Origin of the sequence: Curvibacter lanceolatus ATCC 14669, from assembly GCF_000381265.1 — a bacterium.
In the GTDB taxonomy this organism is placed as follows: Bacteria; Pseudomonadota; Gammaproteobacteria; order Burkholderiales; family Burkholderiaceae_C; genus Curvibacter; species Curvibacter lanceolatus.
On record NZ_KB906266.1, the window covers coordinates 126,817 to 153,688 of the forward strand.

The following is a 26,872-nucleotide window of genomic DNA, read 5'->3' on the forward strand; positions in this document are numbered from 1 at the left end:
ACGATTCGCGACCGCCGGAGCTTGAGTTCCGTGCGCCCGGGCTTCGGCGACAGCACACAACACATTCAACGCTAGCCTGAAGGCGAATCCATCTCGCCTGGGCTGGCAAACAGCCAACCAGGCGGCAGCTGCTCGCAGGACCGAGTGCAGCCGCAAGAAAGATTGATTCGCCATGACCAAGAACTCACGCAACCACAACAGCAACGCGCAACTGCGCAATATCGGTGTCATCGCCCACGTCGACGCGGGCAAGACCACGACCACCGAACGCATCCTCTTCTATACCGGCGAAAGCCACCGCATTGGCGAAGTGCACGACGGTACCGCCCAGATGGACTTCGACCCGCAAGAGCAGCAGCGCGGCATCACCATCAACAGCGCGGCCGTCACCGTGCACTGGAAAGGCACGCAGCTCAACCTGATCGACACGCCCGGCCACATCGATTTCAACATCGAGGTGAACCGCTCGCTGCGCGTGCTCGATGGCGCAGTCGTCGTATTCGACGGCGTCGCTGGCGTTGAGCCGCAGACCGAGACCAACTGGCGACTGGCTGACAAGTACCGTGTGCCCCGCATCGCCTTCATCAACAAGCTCGACCGTGTGGGTGCCGATTTCCACCGTGTGGTGGCCATGATGGAGGAGCGCCTGGGCGTGCGGGTTGTGCCGCTGCAGCTCCCGATCGGCGCGGAAAGCAACTTCCGCGGCGTGGTGGACCTGCTCACCCTGAGGGCCCGTATCTGGGACAAGGACGATGCCAGCATCCCGTACCGTGAAGCCGACATTCCAGCCGACCTGCTTGAACAAGCGCTGCACAGCCGTGCCCGCCTGGTCGAAGCCGCCGTGGAGCAGGACGAAGCCGCCCTGCAAGCCTATGTGAACGGAGACGAGATCGCCGTGACCGTGCTGCGAGCCAGTATCCGCAAGGGTGTCCTGGCGGGTGCCTTCGTGCCCGCCTTGGCCGGCTCGGCTTTCAAGAACCGCGGTGTGGAGCCCCTGCTTGATGCGGTGGTCGACTACCTGCCCTCGCCCGATGACATTGGGCGCAACGGCAGCGATGGCCAACCTGCGTCGTCCAGCGATCCGTTCGCGGCCCTGGCGTTCAAGGTCGTCACTGACGACCATGGAGCAAAGGTGTTCGTGCGGGTCTACAGCGGCCGGCTAGGGAAAGGCGACGTGGTGCTCAACACCAGCACGGGCAAAACTGAGCGTGTGTCGCGCCTGTACGAAGTGCATGCCGACAAGCACATCGAGCGCGACGAATTGGTGGCGGGTGACATCGCGGCTGTCGTCGGTCTCAAAGATACGCTGACTGGGCACACCCTGAGCGATCCAGCCCACCCTGTGGTGCTGGAGCAGATCAGCGTGCCCGAACCCGTGATTCACATGGCCATCGAGCCCAAGACGAGTGCGGACCAGCAAGGCCTGTCCAAGGCCCTGCAGTCCTTGCTGCGCGAAGACCCGAGCCTGCGCCTGCAGCACGACGCCGAATCCGGACAGACCATTCTCTCCGGCATGGGCGAACTGCAGCTCGAAGTCTCGATCGAGAAGCTGCGCGCACGCCATGGCGTGAACGTGTCGGTCGGCCGCCCCCAGGTGGCTTACCGCGAAACCATTTCGCGAAGTGTGGAGGTGACCCATGTGCACAAGAAGCAATCGGGCGGCCCCGGCCAGTTTGCCGAGGTGAAGCTGCAGCTGGAACCCCTGCCCAGGGGCGAAGGCATCCGCTTTGAAAGCCGCATTGTCGGTGGTGCCGTGCCGCGTGAGTTCATCCCCGCCGTGGAGGCCGGCATTCGCCGCGCCGCCTTGACCGGCGTGGTGGCGGGCTTCCCCGCTGTGGACTTCGCGGCAACGCTGGTGGACGGCAACTTCCATGAGCGCGATTCCTCCACGCTGGCCTTCGAGCTGGCTGCCATGGCAGCCTTCCGCGAAGCCTTTGCCAAGGCTGGGCCCCTGGTGCTCGAACCCGTGATGGCCGTCGAGGTCATCACGCCGGCTGAGTACTTGGGCGACACCATTGGCGACCTGAACCGCCGTCGCGGTGTGGTGCGCGGTCAAGGCCAGCGCGGCAATGCTGCCACGATTGAAGCTCAGGTACCGCTGAAAGAGATGTTCGGCTACATCGGAAGTCTGCGCGCGCTGTCATCTGGGCGGGCGCAGTATTCGATGCAGCTGGACCACTACGGAGTGGTGCCGACAGGGGAGATGGCTGCATTGATGCCGTGAGGTGCACGGTGCCGACCGGGGCCGGAATGATGATGTGGGCCCGGTGGCCCGCATCAAATTGAAGAGGCGCTGACGCAAGTTGGCGCCTCTTTTTATTTGCCGATGACTGGTGGGGGTGCTACTTTCAGCTTAGCCGTAATGCCGCCGTCGGAGGCGCCGCGCGTCTTTACGACCTCCGCGCAAATGCCACAGTGCCGCCAACCATTGCATACACCCTTGGTAAGAACGACGGGGTTGAATTTAGGTCGCAACTTGATATTTAGTTGCGACCTAAAAACAGCTAGCGTGCTGGCGAACGATCACGATGCAGGGCATCGGGAATGCCGATAGTGATGACGGTGATGGATAATTTGCGACGAATTGGTTTCCTTGACCGGAGTCGTCATGTCTATTGCCTCGAATACCTTGTCTCATCTTCAGGCCGCTGGTATGGCCGTGCACATAGCTGCCGAGGCTTTGCAGCAAGAGCTTCAATCTCACTCTCAAGCCCTGATGGAGCAGATGGCCTTGCAGCCGTTTGGCGTTGAGGCTGACGGTGCTTATCAGCAGATGCGCCAAGTTGCGCGACTGGCCCACGAGATCAACTCATTGGAACAGCAGTTGAGCGCAATCTATCAAGAAGCCTCGCAAGTAGTTGCGGTGGATACCCCAGTCCTTCCTGCTCTTCCGTCGGCTCGTAGGGGGCGTCGTATCAAGCCGGCTGTCGGGGGCGACTCAGTTCAATCCAGAGATATCGAAGATGCAAGCGTCGTCGAAGGCAAGCTGGCTGTACCCAAAGTGCCCCGTAATGTATCAAAGCGACCTCTCGCCAAATCCACCAATGGGGCAACGCTGCCCAATGCGGATCGCTTGCTCAGAGCTCTGCAAAAGATCTTGAAGGGCAAGGTCAAGCCTGTTGGTCACGCGGAGATGGCACAAGTCAGTGGGCTGCCCCGAGGCTCGGTTGGTGCGTCGATTAAAAAGCTCCTGGAAACCGAAAAGCTGGCCATCGACGACGACGGTGCATTCAGGCTGATCTGACGAGACCTGACCTTTCCAAGCCTGCACTGCCGGGGCACTCCTGGACTACCAGGCAAGGCTCAGCACTGCCTGAAACCTTGGTCTTGCCCGCGGTGGCTGATAATCCCCGCGGGGTTCAAGCAATGCGGCCAAGGTTTTGCTGGCAAGGGTTCGTCCCCATGTGACCGTGCTGCACACAGAGGAGAGCATAGTCAGCAGCACGAAAATAAAGAGCGAGCCTAGCGCGCCGCAGCCCTGACCACCACACTGCCCCACGATGTACGTGACAAATTGAAAAAGGCAAACGAGCGCTGCCAATGCAAAGACCACCGAGGTCACGCCTCCAATGTACAAAGACGTTTTGGAGGCCGGACAGGGTAGCAACTGCTCGTTGCCAACCTTGCACCCAGAGGATCTTGTCAAACGCCGTGCCTCTCTCGGTGTGAGTGTCCCTTCTCTGATCCACTGCCGCAGGCGTGTTCTAAACGCTTGTGGAACTGGAATTCCGAACTCGATGCAAGCCAGAAGTGCGTCGAGCTCTTTGAGCCGCACTAACGGCAATTGTTGCCAATCGAACTTACGGCGTAGACGTACGAACGCAACCACATGAAATGGCCGTTCGATCACGTTCCACCAAGAGATGCGTGCCTTCAAGACGTGGTCGAACTGTTTGCGAATTTCTTTCGCCCGCAGTTCTCTCAATCTGGCTGCAAATACCAGCTGACTTTCGAGATCACTGCCTACCTTCTCTGAGGCGTGGCTGGTCAATTTGATCAAGTCCAGGGTTAGGGCCGCAATACCAGCCGCATCCGCAACCTTGCCGCTGCCGTGCTCCGACGTACCAGTCATTTCTCGCCTACATCGACGGCAGTCAGGAGATCATGCATCGTCGGAGGTTGAGCGTGACCACCTCCGTTCATCAGTCGGTGATAGGCCCAAATTATTGCTTTGATCCGAAATGCTGGTGGGAGAGTCATATCGTGCCGTACTGCAAGCTCATCGATCAAGTCAATTGCCTCATTGAGGATGATTGGTGACGTCACCTCCATAAATGAGCTCGTGCGTTTGCCAAAGATGACAAACATCACGTCGAACCCCAATCCCCCCAGGCGTGCCAAGTAGTCAAGGCCAGGGGTTGATGCGCCGGTCTCGTAACGCGATTGAGACGGGCGAGTGATGGCCGTGAGCTCACTGCATCTTTCCTGGCTGAGGCCGAGTCGCTCGCGCTCCTGTTTGAGGCGCTCTCCAACTTGTGCCGTGTCGATCAATAGATCCATTGTGCTCTGATGCGTTTCGGTACAGAATAATTGAAAATTGTAATTAGAAATTTACAAAAATATGGGGCCAGACCGTCGCGAAACCTTAAAGAAAATGTTCGTTGAGGATGGCCTCAGCGTTGCTCAATGGGCTCGTGAGCATGGATTTTCTGCGCCCCTCGTATACGCGGTACTCAATGGACGCAATCTTGCATCTCGAGGTGAGAGCTTTCGGATTGCGGTAGCGCTTGGGCTACGTTCCGCACCCAAACACCAGAGTTTCTTTCAGACCGGCCGAGTTGAGAGCAACGTCATTGAACCAACCAACTCTCCCCAACTTCCCTTCGTAGAACGAGGAGTCGTCATGTAGAAAAAACAAACGCCAGCCATTCCAAAGAATGCCGGCGTTGTTCGGACAAAGTGAGATGTCCTAAGGATTTCGCGGTCCCCTGCGGTAAGTATCTCTCTGTGGTCGAGCAACGTCAACCCCGTAGCTGTCGGGGCTGGGCGGAGCTTTGCCTCGCCCCGACCAAGGAGAGAAACAATGACCCTTGCTGCCCGTAAGGTGGTCACGCGTTCGCCCAAACGAACCGTTGGCCGAATCAATTGTCGATGGTTCCAGGACGAGCCCATCGAACATGAAAGTCGACTGGAAAAGCGCTTCCTGCTCCGCGCGATTCTCTTTCCGTCCCTGGCTCACATACAGCACCAGCCGTTCAAGCTCAATCTTGGTGGGCGTGAGCACTACACGCCCGATTTCCTGCTGGAGTTCAGCAACGGCGAGCAATGTGTTGTTGAGGTCAAGCGAGCGGAAAGGATCAAAGAACTCATCAGCCGGTTTGATCGAATCGCCCAGAGGTTGGCCGAAGATAAGTTGCGCTTTTTCGTCATCCACAACGGTCAGATCGAAGGGCAGTTGCGAGCCCATAGAGCTGGCTTATTGAGGCGTTACGCCACGATGCTCTTGCCTTCATCGATTCTCCAAGCGGTTCAACTCTTGGTGGAGAAGCACGCCAAGGGTGTTTCCATCAAAACAGTGATGGATCAAACGGGCGCCTCACCCATTCAGCTCTATGCGCTCGTCGCAAGGCGGGTGGTCACCGTCTCTCCTGGGTTGCTTTTGAGCGAAGACGACTTGCTTTTCCCTGTAAACAAGGAGGTGCAGCATGGCGCTGATCAGTTTGGAAACTGGTTTGGTTGTGCGCCGTGGCGCGCGAACGCTTGAATTCGTTCGTCTCCTGGAGGGCAACAAGGTCCAGTTCGAGGATCAGCTGACCAGGCAGGTGCAAACGTTCACACTGGCTCGGTTTTATCAGGGCATCGTCGCTAAGCAGCTGATACCTGTTTTGGTCGAAGAACCGGAGTTGGTCCACACGCACACACCGGTGGCGCTCACCGACATTTCGTCTTTGGATCAAAAGTACCAAGCGGCCCTTCGGCGTCGGATGGGCTATGTGACCGCGATGCGGAAGCGGTCAATTCTTCGAGGGCAGCGCAAGCGAGTCCAAGAAGCGATTCCTGCTATTGCAAAAGCGCTAGAGGATTCAACTCCGCCGAGCGCCTCTTCGGTCATGGAGTGGATGCGTCGATTTGAGACCTCGTCCCGAAGTGCGGCGAGTCTGATCACCGGCAATCGTAATCGTCGGAGATCTAGGCGCATCAACGACCAGGTCGAAGGGGTGATCACTCGCAAACTGAAGACGGTCTACATGACCAAAGCCCGGCATACGCTGCAGATCACCCTGCATCACATACGTGATGAGGTTGAGACGCTGAGGTTGGCGGGAAAAATCACGGCAAATGAGTCGGTGGTGAGCCTTGCTACCGTTCAACGACGACTCAAGGAGTTTGACCCCTACGAGGTCACAAAGGCTCGGTACGGCACGCAGTACGCAAGGTCGAGTTTTCGGACCTCCGTGGAGGGCACGGTCTCGGCGCGGATCATGGAACGCCTTCAATGCGACCACACGCTGCTGAACTGGGTGGTGGTGTGCGACCGAACCGGACTGCCGCTTGGACGTCCGACGCTAACCATCATCGTCGATAGTCTCAGCGGCTATGTGGTTGGTCTTTATGTTTCGTTTTACGGCCCAGGCGTGGGAAGCGTACTCAATGTTCTCAAGAGCGCCATTCAGCCCAAGGACGACATAGTCAAGGCGGCCGGCGCTAAGCGTCCCTGGATCGCTTTTGGCATCGGCGAAACATTGGTGCTGGACAACGGCATGGAATTCCACGCGAAGCAATTTCAACTCGCTGCCTGGGAGCTGGGTATTGACTTGGAGTACTGCAGGGTCCGTACCCCTTGGTTGAAACCCAAAGTCGAGAGGTTTTTCCTCAATCTTGACTTCTTGGCAGGAAGAGGTCGTGTCTTCAAGCCGCTGCCAAATTCTCAGGCCCTCGACCCGATCCAGGATGCCGCCATCACGTTCTCCGACTTCTTGAGTGGCCTGGTCCGGTTCGTCGTGGACGTCTACCCGTTTGAAGACAACAGCCGAACTCTGGAGATGGCATTCGATAGGTTCAAAGCAGGGCTCGATGAACTGCCTCCGCCCGTGTTCCCGACCTCCTTGGATCAACTTGACCTAGTCCTTGCGCAATCGAAGGAACTGACGGTCGGCCCTGGTGGTGTGGAGATGCTCGGGTTGTCTTACTCCAGCCCAGATTTGGCGCTCATGAAAAAAGTGGTCGGCAGTAAGTTCAGGACACTGGTCAAGTGGGATCCGGATGACCTTGGGAATGTGTACGTTCAGAACCCCAAGGACAAATCTTGGTTAACTGTGCCGAGCCTCATGCCCGAGTACACCAATGGTCTGTCCTGGATTCAACACAACATCATCCGAAAACATGCCCGAGAAAAGCGGATTGAAGGCGGCTATGAGGTAGCTCTTCGCTGTGCTCGCTTGGACATCCATGAGCTCTGGATGAACCCTTTGGCCCGAATCAACCGTAGTGCTGACCGACGCAAGCTTGCTAAGTTCACTGGCCTCTCTTCGAGCACGATTTTGCGCTCAGACGAAGAGATTCCAGTGCCTGTGTCGCCCCAGAAGCTGATCTCCAAAGCAGAGGTCATCGCAGCTCGGCAAGCTGAGGTCGAGGAAATTCCTGACTATGAATCCTTCAATTTCTGACACGTGGGACACCACGCACGAAAGTTGTCATGGCTGAAAAAATCAATGAACCCACTGTTGAATTCGACGCACCCGAAGTGGAGGACGTAGCCATCGCCTCGCGCCGGTTGCAGGAATACTCAAAGCGTGCTTTGCAATTGGCTGTCGAGGTTGATCGCATTCACGTCAACCACGATCGATTTGCCAAAGGGCTTGGCGCGCTTGATAGATTGTTCCAGATTGGTCCTGAGTTTGAAATGACCCACGGCATGCGCTTGGTTGGGCCGCCAGGAAGCGGGAAGAGCGCTTTGTTCAGGTACTTCAGGGACAGCCTTCCTCGTTCCAATCTCTTTGCTCCGGGGTATGGGGCCGTCGGGATTCGTGCAGGTCGGAGACCGACTGCGGGTCAGATGGTTGGGGCCTTTTTGCGAGCTTACCGGTACCCGTTTAAGTACGGCGGAAGCGCTACTGTCTATGCCCGAACTGGCATCGTCTTTGACCTTGTTCGAGAAAAAGGAACGCGCCTGATCTTTGTGGACGAGGCCCACAACCTTATGCGCCAACTCAAGCGTCGTGACCAGATCGACGATGAGCCAGAGGCTACGGACTTGCTACGGGAGTTGATCGATACGACCAAAGTCTCTTTGGTCATGGCGGGAACAGACCTGTTGGACCGTCTGCATTCCGTCGATTACCACCTCAATGATCGTGTCACGGTGCGGCATGCGCTCGGGCACTTTGATGCCGGTGCTAAATGGCGTGGATTCCTTCGGGCCATGTACAAGAAGGCCCAAAGTTTTGATCTGGCGGTGATCGACTCGAAGGAAGAAGCCGATCGTCTGCACGCGGCGACCGCTGGGAATCCCCGCAGCCTCAAGCGGCTGGTGACCGAGGGCGTTCTAGTCGCGGCAGACGGTGGCAAGGCTGCTTTGGATACAGAGAGTCTGGCCAAGGCATTTCAGATCGTCTTTGGTAGCGACACGTTGATGCGCAACCCCTATGTCGGATGATGCGCTGTCGTTGCCTCTCACCTCGGCACCGTACTCGCAAGAGTCCGGGACCGGGTACTGTTTGCGGGTGCTCGCTCGCAATCAGTACAACTTGAATTGGCTTAGGCGCACAACAGGAATGAGTGAACACGCCATGCTCACGGCATCACATGCCGCAAGAATCTCGGGTGTCTTGGGGTGCGAGGCCACCTGGCTATCAGAGGCACTGCCTTTCCTCCAAGACCGCGGTAAGTCGAATGTGTGGCACATCTATGGGCAGCGCGTTGATATTCGAAGTCATCTCCGCGGAATGCATCCCCAGGTATGCCCACGGTGTATACATCATGATGGCTACTGCCGCAAAGAATGGGACCTCTCGATCACGGCCATTTGCCGCCGGCACAAGTGCTCTTTGGTTGATCAGTGCCAAAGGTGTCATGGCCGTCTGCGATGGGATCGGCCAGACCTGGGTGTGTGCCACTGCGGTGCCATTTTGCAAAGTACGACAGGGCAGGATATCAATCCCGGAGTGCTAATGATCCTGTCGGCGGTGGAAGTCCTGATGATGGGAGAACCTTACGCGCCAGTGACATGGTTGTCGGTTGGGCTTCCTGCTATCGCCTCAGATCTCTCTCTCAATGGTCTGATGGCCCTGGTTCATGCCTTCGGTGTCAACGACGCAGCTCATCAAGCGGGCCGCACTCAACAGTTCACACGCGTTGCTCGCACCCATGAATGGGTTGGCATTCTTGAACGAGGTTCTGAGCGCCTTCGTAGGTTTGAAGCGGCCAACAGATCCCAACTGCAGGAGCTGGCTGAATTGGTGAGTCAGTCGTTGCTAGTGCGGTTGGCAAAAGCTGGTTCCAGAGGGGCGGATGCCCAAGTTGGGCTTCACGTCTTGGAGCAATTGTTCGGAAAAACCGAGGCGCGGCGACTTCATTCGAATCATATCCAAATGGAGCTGTTTGAATGAACGTCTCAAAACATGAGCAGGAGCTGGTCGGCGTTCCTGAGCCATTTCTTACTGAGTCACCCAGCTCCTGGTTCACACGTGTCGCGGTGAGTCAGGCGGTGACACCGATTGAGCTACTGAGATATTTTGGCTTGGCCCGAAGAGCAGATCCAGACCTCCTCCTGGAAGGGCCGGTGATACGCAGGATCTCGGGCCTTTGTGGACTGCGAACTAAGCAGTTCCACCTGATGCGGGTCATGCTCAATCGGTTGAGACGCTTGGATCGAACTGGAACGACCTACTTGTTGAGTCATCAGGGCGCAGCGAAGTACCGATTTTGTCCGTCGTGCTTGGCTGAGCGAGGTGAGAAGTACTTTCCGATTCACTGGCGATTTCGTAGTTGGCGTTGGTGTCCGAATCACCGTTGCCTGATGGAGGACGTATGCCCAAAGTGTTCTTCACCAGTCTTACTTCCGGGGGACATTTTGAAAGCCGGAGCAAACCAGGCAGGTGTGTCTTCGCTGGGCAGGTGCATGGTCTGCTCATCAAGTCTTGCTGCGGGCATTTGGTCGAAGGGAGGCGCCATAGACAGTCGTTTGCTAACGAGCTGGGAGCGTACGCAAATGGCTAACGGAAGGGCGGTTCTTGCCGGACTTTTCTTGGGCTACGTAAGAAGCACCGATTCGGATGTTCGCCAGCCCCTGGTTCGAATCAAACGTTTTGAACGCCTTGGACTGCTGCCACACGGAACGTTCAAACTTGATCGGCAGATCTTGGAGGAACGACGTCGCGAGAAAGGAATTTTTATGTTGACATCAGACATCAAGGCGCTGCTTGACAGCCAAAGGATTGGATCTGGACTTGCCATGCCAGAGGACTGACCCAAGCACAGATGCAATACCCAATTCACTACACAACTGCCCGGTTCATGGAGATGCTGCATGTTTCCTGTGTTCAAGAACGATCGTTTGGCGCCTGACGTCCTGTCCCAACTAGAGGTCCATCTTCATCACTGGCGAATCGTGCAGCGTCCCAATGGAGATTTGCACATCACCACCCAAATCGCGCCCGGGGTCCTTAGAGTGACCTCGAGGTTGCTTGCCATCGATCTGTCGAAAGCGCTTTTGAAGACTGAGTCTGGGCGCAGCTACCACTTGTGTGCGCCGCCTGAGCTGGATCAGGTGATGTGGTCTCTGCTGTCTCTCAACGGTGTTCGCGGGATCGGAGTTGTTTCTGGCGATGTAAGCGAGGCGGTCTGGGGGGCTATATCGTCTGGCGCTTGGGCGAACGATGAAATGACCTTGCTACCTCCAATCCAATGATAGAGCCAAGAAGTTGTATCTGTGATCGATGGGACTGAGCCAGTCCATTGTTGCGGGATGTTGGGTGCATGCTGCGCTCAGCAATGCCGGCCCGCTGTTTACCAACCCACGGATGCTACTTGCGAGTGGCAAACAAAACATGCCGAAGAAAAAGGACCGGAAACATCGATTGAGCCCAACTCTGCAGACAGTGCATATTCCGATCAGCTCAACCAGTGGATCCGATCCAAACCTGCCACCAACCCCGATTCAAACTAGGCCACTGATTATGATTCGATCCAGCCACTTCGGTGACTACATCTCCATGGGACGCTGCCTGATACCAGGTCCGAGAACGGCCATCTGCAGACACAGCGTTACTCGCTTCATTGCTGCCGGTCAGGCCTGGCCGGCAAAGCGGCGTATCAGTCGATCAGCGAACAGATACCTCTACCGCCAGGGGGGCGTTCATGCTGCTGGAGCCTGCTCGAAAAGACGCAAGGTCAGCAATCCGTGGCCCATTGTGGCCCCGGCACGCACCGCTGCGGCAATCAGCACGATCTCGGCCAGTTCCTCCTGCGTGGTGCCAAGACTTTTGGCCGCCCGGGCGTGAACGTCAAGGCAGTAGCCACACTGCGTCGTCAGTGCGACGGCCAACGCGATCCACTCACGAATCTTGGGTGGAATCTCACCGTCGGCGCGCTTGGCAGCATGATCGAAGGCGAGAAAGGCCTTCGCCTCTTTGGGTGCAAGGGCAATCATCCTCTGCGCCAATAGCAAGTCGTTGGGTGATTGATAGGAGTTCATGAATCGGATCTCGAAAGAGGTTGATGACTGTGCTTGGCTCGGCGGGTGACAGTCTGGAGCAGGCCGATGAGCCAACACATCGGGCAGCCCCGCATCAGCAGGATTGCAACTGCACCCGCGGCAATGCGCAGCAAGGCGGGAAATCCGGTGGCAGACACCGCTGACAAAAGCAGAACGAAGGCGACCCCGCCGCGCAGCAGGTGACGAGTGATCGATGTGCTGCAGAACATGGCTCAGGCCTTCGGACGAGTGGCTTCGGGAACGCCGTCTTTGAGCCAGTAACCACTGACGAGCAGTCGCTCGCGAACAGTCGCCCGCGCGCGGTGCAAGCGGCTCTTCACAGCTTCCACGCTCAACCCCAACTGCTGCGCCACCTCTGGGGCGGTAAGTTCATGCACGTCGCGCAGGATCAGCACTTCGCGGTAAGCTGGCTGCAGCTGTTCAATCGCATGTGCCAAGTCGATGCGCAGGTCCATGGGCACGCTTGCCGCCTCCGGCCACGCGCTTTCGGGCAGCTCGTCGAGCCCTTCAGCAATCTGGCCTCGCCTGAAGAGGCGGTAACACTCGCGTTCGACAATGCGGAACAGCCAGCCAGCCAGGGCAGCCACCGTGCGCAGAGCACCGATCTTTCGGTACAACTGCCACAGTGCGATCTGCACGGCATCCTCCGCGTCCTCGGTCGTCGCGCAAGTGCGACGGGCGAAACGTTTCAGGTCGGGCTGGCAGACCCGGATCAGTTCGAGCGCTGCGCCGGCTTCGCCGCGGCGGGCGGCATCAACAAGCTCAATTCTGGGTTGCAGCATCGTTTCACTCCTTGACTGGCCGACGTCCGACCATTGCGCAGGCTGGGCAGAAGCCGATGGCCGCCGTCATGATCAAAATTGCAGCGGTTGCCCAGGCAAGCCAAGCCAGGCCAGCCGTCAGCCAGCTTGAGAATGCCAGGCCAATCAGGATGACGGCCAACGCCAGGCGGCAGGCCCGCTCCCACATCGGCAGATTTCGTTTCGAATAAAACATTCGACAGCTCCATGAATGACTTCGATACTGACTAGAGGTGCCAGAACCAGAAAAGGATTCATCTCGCAGCGATTAGATGCCGGTAAAGCCGCTCGTCGGTCAAGATCGAGTCGGTGCGCAATGTTGCCATCGCTTTCGCGCTTTCGCCGTGGTGCTGTTCCAGTGCAGCAAGCGGAGCGCCCGGGGTGATCCGAGAGTCACCTTGGGACGGAGCCGCACTGGCGGGTATGGGCCCTTTGCAGTCCCTCGCTGCGCCACAGCAGTGGTAACCCCATACATAGATACTTCTCACCTGCTCCCGGCTGATGTCGCTTGACTGCGCAAGGGAAAATTTCCGTCAAATCCCGTCATCCAGTCGGGCCAAAAAATCGGCCGCAGGTTCGCACTAGGCCTCGCACTGCCCAGGGTCGGCAGGTCCATCAAAAGAGGTCCATTAAGACCGAGGGCGCGGCGGGGTCTCGACCGCGCGCAGAAGCGTTGACCCACAGTTCACACGGGGAAATGCATGCAATTGAGTTTCAATTTCAGTCCACCGCCAAGAGCGCTGCGCCTCGTGGGTGCGCATTCGTCGAGCGATGGTGAGCAGCAAGGGGGCAAATTGCGTCAACACCAGGCGCTGGTGGCGGAGTGAGTTCAGGAGCGGCTTGAAAGCGTGGGCCTAAGCTGCCCTGATGGATCGCCGATCCAGTCTGACGCACAGCGCAGGCGGTGGTCTCGTTCTAATTGAGAACAAAAATATCAATAAAGCTATTTAAAGGGATTCAACAACGAAGAAAGTCTCGATTTCGTGAGAAATCCGGCACACAAATACCCAATCAATCATTTTAATTGATATTAATGCTTGCGGATCATTGATTGCTGGCTATGATCGAAAGTGATTTTTGAACATTTCCATGAACGAGAGAGGCAATCATGAACTCCCTGAGACAACTGAAGATTGGCGCCCGACTTGGCGTGGCATTTGCCGCTGTGCTGTTGCTGCTCGCCTTGCTTGGAGGTTTTGGCACCTACCAGACCAGCCAGGCCAACTTCTATGCCAAGGACCTAGGCACCAATTGGTTGCCCAGCATCAAAGTGATTGGTGACATTCGCGCCTCATTGAACCGGGCCCGTCGCGCTGGGCTGCGCCACCTGCTGGAAAACAGCCCTGAAGGCAAGCTGGCGCAGCAAAAGCTGAGCGAAGACGAGCTGATGCAGAAGTTGCCCAAACTCCTTGCGCAATTCGAGCCCATGATCGCTACAGCCGAGGAAAAGCAGGCCTACGAAAAAATGCGCAGCACCTACGAGGAATGGCATGCTCTGGAGAAGAAACAGCTGCAGTTGTCTTCTGGCAGCGCAAGCGATCAGGAGGCTGCACGACAGATGGCGGTGGGTGACAATGCCCGGGCTTTCTCAGCGATCACAACTGCGGCAGAGAAGCTGGTGGCCATCAATGTCGAAGGCGCCGACAAGTCGACCGCAGCGGCGGCCGCCAGCTACCAGCAGGCACTCATCGTGTCCATTGGCATGATCGCTCTGGCGGTGCTGATGGGTGCCGCGCTGGCCTTGGTGGTCACGCGCTCCATCACCCAACCGCTTAGCACTGGCGTAACGGTGGCAGAAGCGGTGGCCCAGGGAGACCTGACCTCGAAGTTCGACATTCAGGGCCGCGATGAGCCCGCCGACCTGCTGCGTGCCCTGCAGCACATGAACGACCGCCTGGTCGACATCGTGGGGCAGGTGCGCCTGAGCAGCGACAGCATCGCCACCGGCTCGGCCGAGATTGCCACCGGCAACGCCGACCTGAGCCAACGCACCGAGCAGCAGGCCAGCAACCTCGAAGAGACAGCGGCCTCAATGGAAGAACTCAACAGCACCGTCAAGACCAATGCCGACACGGCCCAGCAGGCCAGCCGCCTAGCCACCGAGGCCACGCAGGCCGCGGAGCAAGGTGGTGCCGTGGTGGGCCGCGTGGTGGCCACCATGCAGGACATCTCGGCCTCGTCGAAGAAGATCTCGGACATCATCGGCGTGATCGACGGCATTGCGTTCCAGACCAACATTCTGGCGCTGAACGCCGCCGTGGAAGCGGCCCGTGCCGGTGAACAAGGCCGTGGCTTTGCCGTGGTGGCCAGCGAGGTGCGCAGCCTGGCTGGGCGCTCGGCCGAAGCGGCCAAGGAGATCAAGAGCCTGATCAGCACCAGTGTCGAAACCGTGGAAAGCGGCACTGTGCTGGTCGACGAGGCTGGCCAGAGCATGGAAGGCATCGTGGATCAGGTCAAGCGCGTGAGCCAACTGATCAATGAGATCTCCAGTGCCTCGATGGAGCAGAGCAGCGGCATCAGCCAGATCGGCGATGCGGTGAACCAGCTCGATCAAGTGACGCAGCAGAACGCGGCGCTGGTCGAAGAGAGCGCGGCGGCCGCCGACAGTCTGAAGAACCAGTCGCAGCGCTTGGCCGAGCTGGTGTCGGTGTTCAAGATCGATGGCCAGCCTAACCGAGTCGGGCAGGCTAGCTCGGCAGCTTTGCCTTCGCGCCAGTTCGCCAAGGCCCCGGCCATTGCACCCCTGCCCAAGGCCGCCGCGCCCAAGAAACCCAGCCTGGCCAAGGCGCACAATCCAGCCTTGACCAGCTCGGCGAAGGCCCAGGCCACCGCAACTGCCGGCGGAAATGACGACTGGGAGTCGTTCTAACAGGAGCTTATGTTGGCAATCTTTGCAGTCGTTCGTGCTCGGTAGAGATTTGCGAGCGGCTGCTCCTGGCCGTTCTCAGACATCGTATCAGGTGCCCACTAGGTGTGATGAAGGCCCGAGTTGGCAGGTTTGAGTCGGAATCAGTGGCAGGTTTGGATCGGACAGACTGGCGGGTTGAAATCGTAGCTGGTGGCGGATTTCATCGGAATACGCAGACAGAGAGTGGAGATCGAGAATGGCTTGATATGCCTCCGATGGGCCGTGAAATCGGGAGCCCGGACTATGAGCGATTGACAGCGTTCGATCAAGCCGCATTTGCGGTCTTCCAGTCGTGGGACAAGGTAGAGCTCTGGTTGACAGCACCAAATTCGCAGCTTGATGGAGCATGCCCAAAGGATATGGCGCGAAACTCTGATGGACTTAGCAAAGTTATGTCCATCCTCATGTTCGCTGGCGGACATGCAAGTGAGGATTTCATGCGTGAAATTGAGACATTGGCTGTTCAGGATCGAGCCGCGCTGAAGGAACGTAAGTAGCGCCAAAATTGCATTCGTCGAGCATGGGTAGGTCTCGCTGATATGGAATGGCGTGGGTGTATGGGAGAAGACTGTCACGTTCAATCAACAACCCGTCAGAGAGGCCGCGTGGAGTAACCCTTATGGAACATGTTCTTGAGCATCCAGACGCTGGCATGGCCTTAGCTCAGGCCACGGTGCGGGCCAGTCTGTTCCTCGGCATGAACGAGGCCATACTGGCAAGAACCCTGGGATTGCGTGAGCCTGCGGTGGCGCTGATTCTCAACTCTGAAAAGCCGATCAATCCTGAGAGCAAGGAAGGCGAACTGGCGCTATTGCTGGTACGTTTGCATCTTTCGTTGAATGCGCTTGTGGGTGCGGACGATCGCAAGTGGCAGTTTTGGATGGAGGGGTACAACAAGGCTCTCGAGGGCGTGCCGCTACAGCTTATTCAGAGGGTAGACGGTCTGGTGACCACGCTTGCTTATCTCGATTCCATGCGTGCATCAAGATAGGCACCGGATATCTGAGGTATTGATGAGGGCGTTTACATGGGCCTTTTCCGGTCTTGCTGGGGGAACCGTCTGGGGATGTGGCAGCAATGACGATGCTGTTGAGGCGATACTCTTGTATGGTGAGTCCCACCGTGGTCAAGGCCACCGACTATAGCTTTTGCCCTCGAACTCCAGCATCGCGCAGCGGTGCATCAGCCGGTCCAGGATGGTGCTGCCCATGGTGGCGTCACCCAGGTATTTGCCCCAGTCCTGCACCACACGGTTGGAGGTGATGACGATGGAGCGGCGCAGCTTGTAGCGCTGGTGCACGATGGCCTGCAAGAGTTCGGCACTGACATCGGCAATGCGCCTGGCCAGGAATAGGTCGTCCAGGATCAACAGATCCGGCTCGATCCAATCCTTGAGCTGACGGGTCACCGCGACAGAACCGAATGGACTGCACCATGAAGCCGTGGCCTACCTGAACCGGATGGGGCAGTTTTTCTGTGGGCCGACCTCCTTTGCGACGAGCGCCTTGGAGCCTCAACTTACAGCGGTGAAGCCGAGGGTGTTTACGACATCTTTCCAGCGGGCGGTCTCCATTCGCATGCGTTCTGCCAGCGCTTCGGCCGTACTATGGGTAACCTCATAGCAGCTTGCCGCCATCGCATCCTGTAGCTCTTTGTTTGAAAGCGCACGCATGAGTTCCTCTTGCGCACGCCGGAACTGCGCCGTGGGCGTTTTCGCCGGAAGGAAAAATCCGACCCAGTCTTGGATCACGACTTCTTTATATCCTTGCTCTAGGAAAGTACCGACCTTCGGAGTAAATATGCTCCGCTTGCTACCTGTCGTGCCAAGGATTCGGCACTTATTCAAATTGGCGAAAGTCTGAACGTCACCGAGCGGAACACAGGCTGCAGAAACATGCCCGCCCACCATGTCGAGCACAGCAGGGCCCGGTCCTCTGTAAGCGATGTGAGTCAACTTAAAGTTTCCCGCCCTCGCTAGCATGGCCCCTGCGAAGTGTGGCGTCGAGCCCGCAGCTGGTGAGCCAAACTGAGCTTTGTCGGGATTGGCTTTGCACCAAAGGACATATTCATTCAACGTTGTGATCTGCTCGGGAACTGCCGGCCCGACCGCGAAGGCAAGGTCGAAAGTCGCACCGATCGATACCGGCATCAGGTCCACTGCTGGCTTATACGGAAGGCTCTGAAAAGTGTAAGGGTACAGCACCATGTGCGGCGAAGGCGTTAGCAGCAGGGTGCCACCGTCGGCTGGTGCGCCCTTGACGAAACTAACAGCAAGCTGTCCAAAGGCACCGGTGCGATTGTCGACGATGGCTGAAACAGCATATGCTGGCTGTAATCGCTCGCCAACACGGCGTGCCAGGTTGTCAATGACTGACCCAGCGCCTGAGCCCACCACCAAGCGCACGAGCGGAAGGCTTTGGGATTTTTGTGCCCAAGCCAATCGGGGAGGCGCAAGCAGGGGCAGAGTGCTGAACACTGTTGCGTTACGAATCAGCTCGCGACGGCTTTTGAGGTATGGTTTCATGCGGACTCCTGAAGATGGCTGCGCGTTGAGTGCGCAGCGTTTGTTGTGGACTTTTTTGAACGCGTTCACTCAAAAGCTGTGGCGCAATCCAACCGCTAAACCCAATTGGTTCATGCCGACGCCAACAGTGGAAGCCGCACTGACAGAGACAGCGGCAGCGCCTGAATTGCGTACATATCCCGAACTGATGTAAGCCACTGTCCGGGGCGAGAAAGCATGACTAATCCTCAGAGCCAGCATCTTGGCGTCGTTAGGGCTGCCCTTGACGTCGTAGCGATAGATTTCGGCATCCATGGTCCAACTTGGCGCAAAGCCATAACTGGCCCCCAGATAGGCGATATCGCTGCGGAACTCGGTCGCTGTACTGCGCTCACGATGCAGAACGCCCCCGAACAAACGCACTGCATCCATCTGTGTACTGCCCGACAAAAGGGTTCGGCGATCACGGTAATTGGGGTTGTTGAGGCCGAGGGTTGCATTGGGGCCGCCGTTCATGACATCGCGGCTGATCGCAACGTTGAATGCCTTGCTGGTGTACTTGGCCATGGCGCTCCACTGTTTGCAGGCCTGACTGCTAGCGTCACCAGGACAGTTGGTCGCGGTGGGCCCGACGCCTGCCATGACATCGCGACCAAAACTGTAGGTCGCGCCGACGGCGACGTTGCCGAAGGTACCCAAGTAACCCAATGCGTTATCGCTTAAAGCAGCGGGAATGTAGGGGTCGATTGAACCTATAGAGTGCAGACTGGGGCCCATGGCTGAAAAAATGGCCTGCGTTGTCATGGTGGGGAGCCGGCCAGCCGTCACGGTGCCATAGGGAGTGGCAAGTCCGACAAAACTACCGCGGCCCCATGCGCGACCGCCGAAATTCATGCTGCCAGTACCCGGCGCAAATCCCATTTCCATCTGAGCCAGGGCAAAGACCCCCCCCCCAAGTCTTCCCGTGTACGAAATCCCAACCGCGATGGCAGCGAGCCGGTCAGGGAAGGCTGTCGGATTTGGCTACCTCCTGCGCTGTCGACATTGGTCAGCCGTTCGAATGCCACATCCACCACACCGTAGATCGTGACACTCGATTGCGCTTGCGCTGCATATGCCCCGCCGGCCAAGATGGCCATGCATGTACCACGTTGAAGAATTCTTTGTGCGTTCATGTTTTGTCTCTTTTGCGGATTTATCTCCGCTTTGTAGTGCGCTACCGAGGAGGCGATGAACGGCGAGATGGCCGCTCATCATTGAACTTAAATTTCTTCAGCTAGTGCTGACAAGCTACGTGCCAGGATGGCTGTTTGCTCCGCTGAGGATGCACCGCTGCGCTCTTTGTCGCCGATTTCGAAAGAACTCTCGACTACAAGCTGACATCTCTCATGACGCCGTCTCATGAAGTTGTGCAATGCTTCAGGCACAGAGTCCGCAACATCCAGTTCGGCCGCAAGCACGAGGGCATCTTCTATGGCAAGTCCGGCGCCCGAAGCCAGTTGCGGCGTAGTAGGGTGAGCTGCATCACCAATCAACTGGACGTGGCCGCGTGACCAAGGCTGCGGCAGGCGGAATGCTTCGAGCGGTCGTACGATCACGGCTGACTCCTGTGACAGACCCTCACGGATCGCCTGCAGCGGCCCGCCGTAGGATTGCAACAAATTCGACAGCGTTGGAGCCAGATCTACGTCCTTGACGTGGTCACGCCCTTCGCAGGTTTCCAGCAGGAACATGTACATGCTGTCAGCAGAAACCGGCGTGAGGCCGACCTTGTGTGGGCCACCAAGGAAGAAGTGGCGTTGATTCAATCCAGGAGGGCGTGGCGCGACAGTTCGCCAAACATATTGGCCCATATAGCGCGGCTTCTCTGCCTCAGGAAACAACAAACTGCGTACCCTTGAATACAGCCCATCGGCGCCCACTACCAAGTCGAAGTCAGCCTCGGTACCGTCGCTGAAGCTGACCTGGGCACCCTGCTCAAGATCTTTGACGGCTTCCACCGTCAGACCTAGCCCCACCTCTGCACCAGAGGCAAGTACCTGGGCCGACAAGATTTTGTGCAGCGCGGGGCGCATGATGCCGCCGCAACCCTCCACACCGGCAGTCGGCGAGATTGGCGTGGGCACTTCGTGGAGGAACCGGCCATGTATATCGCAGACCCTGATCCCATGGCCAATGTAGGCTTGCGCAGCTACCTCGTCGTAGATGCCCAACTGTTTCATGGCGCGTAAGGTCGGACCAGTGATCGTGATGCCCGCGCCATAAACCCGCCAGCCTGGGTCTAGATCGATCAGTCTCACTGTGTGGCCAGCTCGCCTGAGCATGAGCGTCGTGGCCATACCCGCGATGCCACCGCCGACCACGAGAACGCGTCGCTTGTGTCTCATTTGTTTGTTCTCCGCTTTAGATGGGAGCCGATTAAAGCGGCCCATCTGCGCTGGCGTCAACGGTCAATCAGGCTGATCGCCGTGCCGATCAAAGACGAGTTCAGAGCCAAACAAAAGCAAGGGTTTACGCGTGCAACACGTGGCTTAGGGTCGGTGTTCACGCACGCTGAGTTCGACGCACACATGGTCAATACCAAGTGCGTTTGTAGCCAAACGATTCAACAGTGAATCGACTTAGCATCACCAAAACCGCAGGCAGGCAGCAGATTGCGCGAGCCGCCAACCACTTCAATGGAGACATGATGGTAGACAGCAAAGACGTCCCACAGGCCGAAGTCCAAGGACGGCCTAAGACATTGGAAGAAGCACGTGCGTGGATGAAGACGCGGCTTGCTTCGCGCACTCACCCGATGAATGCGCTGGACCCTCATGAAGGGGCTGCATTGATCGACGCGTTGCCTGGCCTAGACGGCCAAAGCTGGTCTGACCATTGGCGCCGCCATGGCGATCACGTCTATCTCGAAGCGGAGAAAGCACTGAACAATGGTCGCACCGCTGACGCCAGTAGTCTGTTCATGAAGGCCAGCGGCCTGTACTTCATGGGCCGCTTTCCTTGCCCCGACCACCCTGGAAAGCTACAAAGCGCAGAGCTGGAGCGGGCGGCCTATATGAAGGCCGCGCAACTGTGGGTACTTCCCGCCGAACGGGTCAGCATTCCCTTTGCCGGTCGCGCGGACGAGGGCAAAGAGGTGATCGTGCTGCTGCGAAAGCCGGTGAACGTGGCGTGTCCGCCTGTGGTGGTGATGTGGGGCGGCGTGGATGCCTGGAAAGAGCAGATGACGCAAGCCTGCGATGCGTTGCTAGCGCTAGGTGTGGCGACGGTAGCGATGGACAACGCCGGCACGGGTGAATCTCCAGTACGCGGTGTTCAGGACGCCGAGAGGCAATTCGTGACTGTGTTCGACTGGGTCGACTCGCGCCGGGACCTCGACGGCAACCGCTTGGCCTGTCTTGGTCGTTCATTCGGAGGCTACTGGGCAACCAAGCTGGCTTTGCTGTATCCCGATCGGCTCAGAGGCGCAGTCAATTGGGGTGGTGGAGCCCACCACATGTTCCAGCCCGAGTGGATCGGTGCCTCTCGCTATCCTGACAGCTATCTCATGAACTTGGTGGAAACCCGCTGCCGCATGCTCGGTGCCACAAACGATCAAGAGTATCTTGCTTTCTTCAAACGCTTATCGTTGCTCGACCAGGGCTTGCTGGACCGACGCAGCGCCCCCTTGCTGCTGGTCAATGGACGAGAAGACAAGCAATGTCCTATTGAGGATTTGCACTTGGTCAGCTCCTACGGCAATCCAAAGCATGTCCGCCTATTCCCCGGGGGGCACATGGGGCTAACGCCGGAGACCTTGCCAACTATCGTGCGCTGGCTGGCCGATCAGGTTGAGGCAGATGGAGGTCCGAAATGACCGCGCGCAACTGGCAACTGTCGATGCCAACCCAAGAATGCTATTGGATCGACAAAATTTTGTTCGACGTGCATCACAAGGAAGGTCACCTGCAACGGTATGTGGAAGATCCCATGACCTACATGGAGAGCTTCGCACTCTCTCACTCAGTCAAGGCCCAGATCCGCGACAACGATATCGGCGCACTGTACTTGGCTGGCGCCAATCCCTATCTTTTACGTGCTCACGCGCTCGGAGTCCACATGCTCGAACAGGATTTTCTTCTCTCGCTGCGCAGCGTTAATCAGAAGGTCGCCCATGGCTAAATTTGTTGGTGCCTTCGCTGCAAGTCATACGCCCGTGATGTTGAACCTACCACAGGCTGTGCATGACGACGTGCGTATGCGGGTGTATGCCGCCTTCAAGGATTTGGGGGCGCTCATTGCTGCCACTCGCCCGGACGTATTGGTGCTGGTGTCGGACGACCATCTGCACAATTTCTTTCTAGACAACTTCCCCGCGTTCTGCGTGGGTGCCGGCGACCTGTATCCGGTACCGGCCGAACACTGGCTCAAAGCACCTAAATCTGTACTACCGGGTGACGCTGGTTTCGGTGCGCACCTGCTGGGTGAGGCATTGAACGCTGATTTCGATCCTTCGTTTTCTATGCACCTCACGCTTGATCACGGCGTCCTCACACCGCTTCTGCTCGCTGGGCTTCACGAGAAGGTGCGGATCGTGCCTTTGTTGATCAACTGCGTACAACCGCCATTGCCTACCATGCGCCGCTGCCTGCAGTGGGGTCGCATGCTTCGTGAGGCCATCGAGTCATATGAGCCTGACCTACGCATCGCCGTGCTCGCGACCGGCGGTATCAGCCACGACGTGGCGACGCCGCGCATGGGCATGGTCAATGAGTCTTTCGACCGAGAATTCATCCGCTTGTTAGAGAGCCGCGATGAATTCGCTCTGGAACAGTTCGCGACCCATCGGGTCAACGAGGCAGGGAATGGGGCTGAAGAAATAAGGAACTGGCTGGTGGCCCAGGGGGTATCACGCGGTGCTGCTTTTCACAACCACTTCTATGAAGCTGTGCCGGAATGGTACACAGGCATCGCTCTAGCATCCTGGGCGGGTGAAAAATGAGTGCAGATAGCGAGGCGCTGCATTTGCGCATTTTCGGGAGTGGTGGCAAACCGCTGCTGTTGCTTCATCCGATTGCGACCCGTGGCGATGTATGGAACCTGCAGGTGCCGGTGCTGGCATGTGATCGCCAAGTCATAGTGCCCGACCTTCCCGGGCACGGTAAGTCCAAGCGATTGCATGACGGCGCAAATGTCGGTGACTATGCGCGCGCAGTGTTGGGCGCCATCGAGAATCTTGGTCTGTCTGAAGTCGATGTGGTGGGCTTGTCTTTTGGCGGCATGGTGGCGCAGGCCATCGCGCTGGCATCGCCTCAAAAAGTCCGGCGACTGGTGCTGGCGCACTGCGGTGCTGCAACGCCATCAGCGGTGGTGGAGGTATGGCGTCAGAGGCTTGAAGAGGCAACAGAATTCGGCATGTCGCAGCAAGTCACCTCCACCCTCCACAGGTGGTTCACGCCAGACTTTCGGCAGCGTGCAAGTGCAACATGTGCGTGGGTGGCAGACATGATTGCAATGACCCCGGTGCAAGGGTATGCAGCCGCCGTACAGGCTATATGTAGGCTGAACCACACCGCGCAGCTTGGTGGTCTTCAAATGCCCGCTTTGGTCATTGGCGGTGCTCTCGATCAAGCCGTGCCATTAGCGACATCTGAATCCATGGCCGGCCTGTTGAGTCATGGAGAATTCATTGCTCTGGCCGATGCGGCTCACCTCGGGAACGTTGAGAAATCGACCCAATTCACCGAAATACTGCACGCCTTTCTTCGGTGAACAAGATCATGTCAGACCCTCACGCCAAAAAGTCAACGCGCCGCCAATACCTTCGGTATGCCGTGCAAGTGTCTTTGGTTCCCGCACTTCTGCCTTTGCCAACGACTGCAAAAGAAACTGGGGCCATTCGGATCGTGGTGCCCTTCAGTTCGGGAGGTGCTCCAGACTTCATTGCGAGATTGCTTTCCCTGACCTGGAGCGCACAGACTGGCAAAGTCATCATTGTCGAGAACCGAGCAGGTGCAAATGGGATCATTGGGACTGACGTGGTTGCCAAAGCTGCCGCAGATGGGCGAACCTTGCTACTCCAAGGGCCATCACTTGCAATTAATCCGTCGATTTATCGAAAGTTGCCTTTTGATGCCGAGCGGGATCTCAGGCCCGTAGTGACGGTCTGCACAGCGGAAAGTTTACTGTTTGTTGTCAATGCGCGAAGCCCGTTCACGACCCTCGATGAATTTTTACGGCACGCGAAGAACCGGAATGCCAAAATTGCATATTCATCACCTGGGACTGGGAATGCACTGCACTTAGCCTCGGAGAGTTTTTTGGCAGCTGCAAGTCTTAATGCAACCCACATTCCCTACAAAGGGGCAGGTGAAGCGGTGGCAGCGCTGCTGGCCGAAGAGGTGGATTTTATGTTCGCTTCCGTACCCGCGGTCAAACAGCAAATTCAAGCAGGGAAACTCAGACTGTTAGCGGTTGCAGGTTCAACGCGAAGTGCTGATTTTCCATCCATTCCAACTTTTAATGAGTCTGGACTTCAATCAGTCAACCTAATGTTGTGGTATGGACTATTTGCTCCGAGTGCTATCGCAGATCAAGTTGCAGCAGATGTGCAGTCTGAAGTTCAGCGTGCAATCCAGGACGAAAAGCTTCGAAATCTATTGTCGGCGCAGGGTATGAAGGGGTCGGGTGCCAGTGGACAAATATTGCGTGAGATAGTCCATGCCGATATTGCCAAATACCACGCACTTACGATCAAGGCTGGAATTATTCCCGAATAGAGCCCTGCATATTTTTGGAGATATTAGAGATTTCAAAGACGCAAATGATCGCTTTTCTCTCAGATGGTCACCCTGATTTCCCTACGTCTGGCTATCTCTCCTCCAGTCGCCATCTGAATTGATTGGATACTGCCGATGATTTCTGCTCAGTTTCTTGAAAGCTGCTCGCTTCTTTCTTTATGAAGAGACGCCAAATAATCTGACTTCGGGGCGGTTTTGCCTGTTTACGCTCCAGTACTTGATCAGCCATGCAGAGCTGACTCATGTCTGTTGACATGGCTGACCGCACGCAGGCTAATACGACTGTGGGCACGATCACACTGCACACGCACTAAGCAAAATACTAGGAGACTACTTTGTCCGCAACGCGAAAAAACATGCATCTATCTTCTAACGTCGATGCTACACACTCTCTCGATGGTATCAATATTCGCCGAAGGGAATTTATAGGTGCCACCCTTAAAGGTGCAGCAGCGAGCGCTTTGCTCACAGGAGGTGCTGTGGGCCTTACAGGATGCGGCAGTTCTGAAGCCCATGCAACACCTTCTTTGCCATCGCAGGGCGAGTTTATTTTTCGGGGCGGCTATGTCCTATCCATGGATCCTGGAGTTGGCGATCTTGCGAATGGTGATGTCCACATTAAAAATGGTGCCATTATTAATATCGCCCCCTCAATCTCAGCTTCCTCTGCAGAAGTGATTGATGCTAACGACTGTATTGTCATGCCGGGTTTCGTAGATGGTCATTGGCACATGATGAACGCTTTGTGGAGAGGCTTGGTGAACGATAAGGCCGGTTTCACATACTTTGAGGTTTTCGGCAGGTTAGGCCCCGCATATACGCCGTCTGATAGCTACACCGGCGTGAAACTTGCCTTGACCGAGGCAATTAACGCTGGCATCACCACCGTCCATAATTGGTCTAATAACAATCGTTCTCCTGCGCACGCCGATGCTGAGCTTGCTGCACACACAGAGTTGGGTGTTCGGACGCGTTGGAGCTATGGCGCGCCCTTTGGATTGTCCGAAATTCCGTGGAGCGATGTGCCTCGGGTACGTCAGAGGTGGTTTGCTGCAGGAGATCGGATGATGACGCTTGGGATCGGTGCTACCCAGGTGGGTTTAGGTTCGCAAACGATCCAACAGACTGCGGATCAGCTTTCTAAAGCCAGAGCTCTCGGCCTGCCTGTCTCGCTCCATTCGCTGGCGACGCAACCAGACAGCCCGGATTCGATTCGATTCCTGATTGACAACAATTTGCTCGGGTCGGACCTGCAGTTGCTCCACGGTATCAGTTCCGAGCCTTATTTGGCGGCAATCGCTGCAGCAGGGACTAGCCTGGCAATAAGCCCCGCTGTAGAGCCTTTAACCACGATCCTGGTACCCCCGGTCCCTGCAGCGATGACCGCGGGACTCAAGCTGTCCATTGCTGTGGACACCTCAGCGCTTGCGAGCGCGGATATGTTCATGAACATGCGATTGGTTTGGGCGTCTGCCCACGTGAGGTCCGACGGGAGCAACTTGCCTTCCGCGCGTCAGCTTCTTCAAATCGCAACGATTGGGGGGGCCACGGCGCATGGTCTTCAAGACGTCACCGGTTCGCTCAGGCCGGGAAAGCGGGCCGATCTGATCATGGTTCGCAAAAGCGACATCAACATGCAGTTGGCTCAAGACATTGACCCCGCCTGGCTGCTGGTCTCCTCTGGCCGGCCGGAAAATGTAGACACTGTTATGGTGGACGGCAGAGTGCTAAAGAGACGAGGTGCGCTGACGACGGTCAAGGTACCCGAGGTGATGAAGGCGGCAAAAGATGCGCTAGAGGGACTCAGGACACGCGCCGGCATGCCAGTCTTAGGTAAACCCGCGATCTAGCAAGACAGCTGCCGTAGCGCTTGTCGGGGAGGGCCGGTTGTTTAGGTACTTCTGCTGATCATGTGCCTGGGCTTCGTTCACTTCACCGTGCCCGCAGTCAAAGGCCGCCATGCCCCCGGCGTCGAATATCTATGGTGTTTCCTATGTATGACCGGACACGGTCTATTCGAAATGGAGCGCCTGGCCCTTCAATTGCCCATGCTGTCGCGTACCAGCGCTTTACTGCATTTGGCATGCGGGGCTGCCAGTCACGCAGGCGGGGTGAGGCTGGACTGACCCACAGTCGGTCACTGGTCGAGCCAGAGCGCATGGCCAGGGGCCGTCGCCATTCAGACTGCGTGGGTGCGGATCTCCTGCAGTGCGCTCTGGCACTGAG

25 protein-coding genes and 3 pseudogenes are annotated in these 26,872 nt (G+C 57.2%); 19 read left to right on the forward strand and 9 right to left on the reverse strand.

What is annotated here, in order from left to right; translation table 11 throughout:
- Positions 1–172: 172 nt before the first annotated feature.
- Positions 173–2,224, forward strand: a complete 2,052-nt coding sequence (gene fusA, locus F624_RS0121915) for an elongation factor G (RefSeq protein WP_019576504.1) — start codon at positions 173–175, stop codon at positions 2,222–2,224.
- A 384-nt stretch (positions 2,225–2,608) separates the two neighbouring features.
- Positions 2,609–3,244 carry a hypothetical protein gene (locus tag F624_RS0121920; RefSeq protein WP_157443559.1) on the forward strand — a complete coding sequence of 212 codons (636 nt, stop codon included), beginning with the start codon at positions 2,609–2,611 and terminating at the stop codon, positions 3,242–3,244.
- A gap of 45 nt (positions 3,245–3,289) precedes the next feature.
- Here the strand turns inward: F624_RS0121920 and F624_RS34950 are convergent, their stop codons facing one another.
- Together F624_RS34950 and F624_RS33580 are read right to left on the reverse strand one after the other, a co-directional pair.
- The gene (locus tag F624_RS34950; protein ID WP_157443560.1) at positions 3,290–4,072 is read right to left on the reverse strand and encodes a hypothetical protein; all 783 of its coding nucleotides are present in this window, start codon (positions 4,070–4,072) and stop codon (positions 3,290–3,292) included.
- The gene (locus tag F624_RS33580) at positions 4,069–4,500 is read right to left on the reverse strand and encodes a helix-turn-helix domain-containing protein (protein WP_019576507.1); all 432 of its coding nucleotides are present in this window, start codon (positions 4,498–4,500) and stop codon (positions 4,069–4,071) included. The genes F624_RS34950 and F624_RS33580 overlap by 4 nt, the downstream gene beginning before the upstream one ends.
- A 61-nt stretch (positions 4,501–4,561) precedes the next feature.
- Between F624_RS33580 and F624_RS34180 the strand changes: the two genes are divergently transcribed.
- The 8 genes and pseudogenes from F624_RS34180 to F624_RS0121955 all read left to right on the forward strand — a co-directional run bounded on the left by F624_RS34180 (position 4,562) and on the right by F624_RS0121955 (position 10,849).
- Positions 4,562–4,849, forward strand: coding sequence for a DNA-binding protein (locus F624_RS34180; RefSeq protein WP_019576508.1), 288 nt, complete (start codon positions 4,562–4,564; stop codon positions 4,847–4,849).
- Between the two features lie 174 nt (positions 4,850–5,023).
- The gene (locus F624_RS0121935; RefSeq protein ID WP_019576509.1) at positions 5,024–5,704 is read left to right on the forward strand and encodes a TnsA endonuclease N-terminal domain-containing protein; all 681 of its coding nucleotides are present in this window, start codon (positions 5,024–5,026) and stop codon (positions 5,702–5,704) included.
- Positions 5,646–7,607: a Mu transposase C-terminal domain-containing protein gene (locus tag F624_RS0121940; protein WP_084679588.1), complete on the forward strand. Its 1,962-nt coding sequence runs from the start codon at positions 5,646–5,648 to the stop codon at positions 7,605–7,607. The genes F624_RS0121935 and F624_RS0121940 overlap by 59 nt, the downstream gene beginning before the upstream one ends.
- A gap of 29 nt (positions 7,608–7,636) precedes the next feature.
- On the forward strand, positions 7,637–8,596 hold the full coding sequence (locus tag F624_RS0121945; RefSeq protein WP_019576511.1) for a TniB family NTP-binding protein: 960 nt from the start codon (positions 7,637–7,639) through the stop codon (positions 8,594–8,596).
- Positions 8,586–8,978, forward strand: a pseudogene (locus F624_RS36520) (TniQ family protein); the annotation flags it as partial. The gene F624_RS0121945 and the pseudogene F624_RS36520, both read left to right, overlap by 11 nt.
- A gap of 132 nt (positions 8,979–9,110) precedes the next feature.
- Positions 9,111–9,548, forward strand: coding sequence for a hypothetical protein (locus F624_RS35920; protein ID WP_245573697.1), 438 nt, complete (start codon positions 9,111–9,113; stop codon positions 9,546–9,548).
- Positions 9,545–10,408 carry a TniQ family protein gene (locus F624_RS36525; RefSeq protein WP_084679590.1) on the forward strand — a complete coding sequence of 288 codons (864 nt, stop codon included), beginning with the start codon at positions 9,545–9,547 and terminating at the stop codon, positions 10,406–10,408. The genes F624_RS35920 and F624_RS36525 overlap by 4 nt, the downstream gene beginning before the upstream one ends.
- 60 nt (positions 10,409–10,468) lie before the next feature.
- Positions 10,469–10,849, forward strand: a complete 381-nt coding sequence (locus F624_RS0121955) for a hypothetical protein (protein ID WP_019576514.1) — start codon at positions 10,469–10,471, stop codon at positions 10,847–10,849.
- A 447-nt stretch (positions 10,850–11,296) separates the two neighbouring features.
- Here F624_RS0121955 and F624_RS0121960 read toward each other — a convergent pair whose 3' ends face one another.
- The 3 genes from F624_RS0121960 to F624_RS0121970 form a co-directional block, all read right to left on the reverse strand.
- On the reverse strand, positions 11,297–11,635 hold the full coding sequence (locus F624_RS0121960) for a carboxymuconolactone decarboxylase family protein (RefSeq protein WP_019576515.1): 339 nt from the start codon (positions 11,633–11,635) through the stop codon (positions 11,297–11,299).
- Positions 11,636–11,868: 233 nt separating this feature from the next.
- Positions 11,869–12,438, reverse strand: a complete 570-nt coding sequence (locus tag F624_RS0121965; RefSeq protein ID WP_019576516.1) for an RNA polymerase sigma factor — start codon at positions 12,436–12,438, stop codon at positions 11,869–11,871.
- A 4-nt stretch (positions 12,439–12,442) separates the two neighbouring features.
- Positions 12,443–12,652, reverse strand: coding sequence for a YgaP family membrane protein (locus F624_RS0121970; protein WP_031255828.1), 210 nt, complete (start codon positions 12,650–12,652; stop codon positions 12,443–12,445).
- A 912-nt stretch (positions 12,653–13,564) separates the two neighbouring features.
- On the opposite strand from F624_RS0121970, the gene F624_RS36275 reads away from it, so the two are divergent.
- The 3 genes from F624_RS36275 to F624_RS0121985 all read left to right on the forward strand — a co-directional run bounded on the left by F624_RS36275 (position 13,565) and on the right by F624_RS0121985 (position 16,355).
- On the forward strand, positions 13,565–15,325 hold the full coding sequence (locus F624_RS36275; RefSeq protein WP_019576518.1) for a methyl-accepting chemotaxis protein: 1,761 nt from the start codon (positions 13,565–13,567) through the stop codon (positions 15,323–15,325).
- 254 nt (positions 15,326–15,579) lie between these two features.
- Complete coding sequence (locus F624_RS0121980) at positions 15,580–15,861, forward strand: MbcA/ParS/Xre antitoxin family protein (protein WP_019576519.1); 282 nt, start codon at positions 15,580–15,582, stop codon at positions 15,859–15,861.
- A 122-nt stretch (positions 15,862–15,983) separates the two neighbouring features.
- On the forward strand, positions 15,984–16,355 hold the full coding sequence (locus F624_RS0121985; RefSeq protein WP_031255829.1) for an antitoxin Xre/MbcA/ParS toxin-binding domain-containing protein: 372 nt from the start codon (positions 15,984–15,986) through the stop codon (positions 16,353–16,355).
- A gap of 135 nt (positions 16,356–16,490) precedes the next feature.
- Here the strand turns inward: F624_RS0121985 and F624_RS0121990 are convergent.
- The 4 genes and pseudogenes from F624_RS0121990 to F624_RS0122005 all read right to left on the reverse strand — a co-directional run.
- Positions 16,491–16,760, reverse strand: a pseudogene (locus F624_RS0121990) (ATP-binding protein); the annotation flags it as partial.
- A gap of 117 nt (positions 16,761–16,877) precedes the next feature.
- Positions 16,878–17,888: a tripartite tricarboxylate transporter substrate-binding protein gene (locus tag F624_RS34195; protein ID WP_031255830.1), complete on the reverse strand. Its 1,011-nt coding sequence runs from the start codon at positions 17,886–17,888 to the stop codon at positions 16,878–16,880.
- Positions 17,889–17,957: 69 nt separating this feature from the next.
- Positions 17,958–19,042, reverse strand: a pseudogene (locus tag F624_RS32720) (porin).
- 87 nt (positions 19,043–19,129) lie between these two features.
- Positions 19,130–20,254 (reverse strand): FAD-dependent oxidoreductase, encoded by a 1,125-nt coding sequence (locus F624_RS0122005; RefSeq protein WP_019576524.1) that lies wholly within the window; start codon positions 20,252–20,254, stop codon positions 19,130–19,132.
- A gap of 224 nt (positions 20,255–20,478) precedes the next feature.
- Between F624_RS0122005 and F624_RS0122010 the strand changes: the two genes are divergently transcribed.
- From F624_RS0122010 to F624_RS34210, 6 genes are all read left to right on the forward strand, one after another.
- Positions 20,479–21,723: an alpha/beta hydrolase family protein gene (locus F624_RS0122010; protein WP_245573699.1), complete on the forward strand. Its 1,245-nt coding sequence runs from the start codon at positions 20,479–20,481 to the stop codon at positions 21,721–21,723.
- On the forward strand, positions 21,720–22,028 hold the full coding sequence (locus F624_RS0122015; protein WP_019576526.1) for a hypothetical protein: 309 nt from the start codon (positions 21,720–21,722) through the stop codon (positions 22,026–22,028). Before F624_RS0122010 ends, F624_RS0122015 begins: the two co-directional genes overlap by 4 nt.
- Positions 22,021–22,848, forward strand: a complete 828-nt coding sequence (locus tag F624_RS0122020; RefSeq protein WP_031255831.1) for a DODA-type extradiol aromatic ring-opening family dioxygenase — start codon at positions 22,021–22,023, stop codon at positions 22,846–22,848. The genes F624_RS0122015 and F624_RS0122020 overlap by 8 nt, the downstream gene beginning before the upstream one ends.
- Positions 22,845–23,618, forward strand: a complete 774-nt coding sequence (locus tag F624_RS0122025; RefSeq protein ID WP_019576528.1) for an alpha/beta fold hydrolase — start codon at positions 22,845–22,847, stop codon at positions 23,616–23,618. The genes F624_RS0122020 and F624_RS0122025 overlap by 4 nt, the downstream gene beginning before the upstream one ends.
- 8 nt (positions 23,619–23,626) lie before the next feature.
- Positions 23,627–24,625: a Bug family tripartite tricarboxylate transporter substrate binding protein gene (locus F624_RS34205; RefSeq protein WP_157443561.1), complete on the forward strand. Its 999-nt coding sequence runs from the start codon at positions 23,627–23,629 to the stop codon at positions 24,623–24,625.
- 377 nt (positions 24,626–25,002) lie between these two features.
- Positions 25,003–26,496 carry an amidohydrolase family protein gene (locus F624_RS34210; RefSeq protein WP_084679594.1) on the forward strand — a complete coding sequence of 498 codons (1,494 nt, stop codon included), beginning with the start codon at positions 25,003–25,005 and terminating at the stop codon, positions 26,494–26,496.
- Positions 26,497–26,872: the final 376 nt, after the last annotated feature.